Source organism: Pseudomonas sp. PA15(2017) (assembly GCF_001945395.1).
Lineage (GTDB): Bacteria > Pseudomonadota > Gammaproteobacteria > Pseudomonadales > Pseudomonadaceae > Aquipseudomonas.
The window spans coordinates 57036-59861 of record NZ_MSXV01000051.1 but is presented as its reverse complement, the minus strand read 5'-3'; the positions used below and the strand labels follow the sequence as shown (position 1 = coordinate 59861).

At 62.3% G+C, this 2826-nt stretch carries 1 protein-coding gene; it reads right to left on the bottom strand.

The genetic code is table 11. The features are described 5' to 3' along the window. Positions 1-2826, bottom strand: a 2826-nt coding sequence (locus tag BVH03_RS26040; RefSeq protein ID WP_371915371.1) for a hemagglutinin repeat-containing protein, incomplete at both ends; no start/stop codon positions are given.

Below are 2826 nucleotides of genomic sequence, written 5' to 3'. Positions count from 1 at the left end.
TCGTTGCCGGCGTTGAGATCGATATCGCGCCCTGCTTGAACCTGCGTACCGATCAGGTTCAGGTCATTGCGGGCGTTGAGATTGACATCACGTTCGGCATTGAGCACCGCGGCACTGGTAGTTCCCTGGCTGCCCTCTTCACCGGCTACGCCACGGCTGCCGCCGATACCAACCTTGAAGCCACCGCTGGTGCCGCCGACTATCCCGCCTTTACCCTGGCTCTGCTGGCTATCATAGCTCTGCTCGCCCCGGGCGACATCGAGAACGATGTCCCGGCCACTGACATTGATGTCACGTCCAGACTGGAACTGAGCGCCGCGTACCTGAACGTCATTACCTGCTTCCAGGTTGATGTCGTTACCCGCTTGCAACGTCGAAGCGCGATTTCCAACCACGGTCTGGCTGACGCTCTGGCGTTGGCTGGTACTGCCGAAGTGCGCATCGAACGTCGGCCCGGCCAGGAACTGACTGACGGAGTCCACTGCCTTGAGCGTGCTCGAGGCCTGGCTGACAGAGTTCTCACCTTTGCCAGCACCACTTACCGCATCTTTAGTACGCTCGAAGTTGTGATTAACCGTGACGCCTAAACCACTACGCTTCTGGCTCTGCTCTCGCTCGATGCTCGACGCTTCCCCCGCTGAGTCGACGACGATGTCGCGCCCGGCCCTCATGTTCAGGTCGTAGCCGGCCTGCATGTCCGAACCTTGCTGCCGGATATCGCGCCCGGCCCGTACATCCAGGTCCAAACCGGCATTGATCTGGCTGGCCGCCGCAGTCTGCTCAGAGGTACGGGTCTTATCCTTGAGCGACTCGGCTCCGGCAAAGGCACTCACACCATTGCCATCTGCGCTATGCATGAGGCCCACGGTCTTGGTGTTCTTCCACGACGTGACCTGTTCGCTGCTGCTACCTGCAACGACGTTTACATCACGCCCGGCATCGAGCAGCACGTTACGACCCGCACTGACGCCACTGCCCACTACATTGATATCGCGCTCAGCGATCAGCGAAGCATCACGCTCGGCGTTGACCTGGCTGCCTGCGTTGGTGGAGCGGATGATTTCCTGGCCGCTCTTCTTGGCACTGGAGATGGCAATGTCACCACCCCAGCTTGGCGTACCCACGGCTAACCCGACAGCGTCGCTGCCTGGCAGGCCAAACTTCTTCTTGTACGACTCGCTGCGGCTATAGGCCTCGTCATTGGCCGACACCAGGTTGATGTCCCCGGTGTCTTTTACCAGGCCTGCGCGCAGCTCGACGTCGTTACCGGCATCGGTGGTGCTGGCGCGCAGACGAATGTCGTTGCCTGCCGCGATGACCACGTCGTTGCCCGCTTCCAGTTCGCTGGCGACCTGGGTGGCGCTGGTCTTGAGCTGGCTGCTGCCGCTCTTCGAGAGGCCGAGGAAACCGGACTTGGTTTTCTTGGAGTAAGAGCCGTGCTCCTCGACACCGGACAGCACGGCCACATCACCTGCGCCACCAACAAGCAGGTCGTTACCTGCGCTGAGCTGGCTGCCGATGACGGTGACGTCGCGACCACCGTCGAGATTCAGGGCGCCATTGGCAGCCTTGCTGGTGTTGACAGTGAGGTCGTTGCCCGCCTCGATAACCGAGGCGATGTTGGTGCTGTTATAGCTCTCCTGCTGTTTGCTGCTGCTACGCCCGAAGGAGCCTTTCTTCTTCTTGAAGTAGTAGGAGGCACTTTCGTCCTGGGCCGATAGGATGTTGATGTCCTGCCCGGCATCGATGTCGACATCGTTGCCCGCCTGTACGCGGCTAGCGATCACACTGAGGTCATTGCCAGCCCCAAGGCTGATGTCACGACCGGCCTGGATCTCGCTGGATTGCTGGGTGATCTGATCACGGCTTTGGGTGACTTTCTTGCTGCGTGAAAGGAGGTGGCTCTCGTCTGCGGCGCTGGAGAGCACTAGATCACGCTCGGCACCGAGGTCAATATCGCGGCCTGCCGTAACGCGGCTGGCCACCACACCCAGATCGCGCCCGGCGGCGATATCCAGATCACGCCCAGCGCTCACTTCAGCGCCCACCTGGGTTACCCGTTCATTGACGAACCAGTTGCCGCGGGTCTGGTACTGACCCTCCTGCACGGAAGCGACGGTAACGTCGCGGCCAGCCTGGATGCTCAGGTCGCCGCGGCTGTCGAGCACGCTGCCGAGGTTGCTCACGTCGCGCCCAGCCGCCAGGCTGAGGCTGTCGGCGGCTTCGATGCGGGCAGCGTTGTCGACGTAGGTCTGCCCCCAGCGATGGGAGCCTATGCTGGCCGCATGTTGAGTGACGCTACGCTCATTGACGATGTCGCCTTCACGGGCAATGAGACTGACATCGCGCCCGGCGATGATGCCGCCCTGGGCGTTGCGGATGCTGTCGGTCGCCAGCAGTTGCAGGCGCTCGTTGGCCTGCATGAGGCCGCTATTGGCGATGTTCGCAGCCTGTAGCTGAAGATCGCCGCTGGCGCGCAGGGTGCCCTGGTTGTTCAGCTCGCCACCGCTGATCAACGCCACGTCGCGGCCTTGGATCAACGCGCCGTTGGGCGCCAGGCGCCCATTGGCCTGGGCCAGGTAGAGCACCGGCACCAGCACCCTCTCGCCCGCCACCTCGTGCTCTTCGAGCCAGACGATATCGTGAGTCAGCGCCGCTACCTGCTCGCTGCTCAGGCTCACCCCTAGCGCCAGATTCAACGCTTGTTTGCTGGCGATGGCGTTGTTCATCAGGTGGCGGAACATCGCCTCGTCGCTGTGCAGGCCAGCGAGGAAGCGCTGGCCGGTGCGGGCCGTGATGGCTTCGCGAATCAGCCGCTGCTCATAG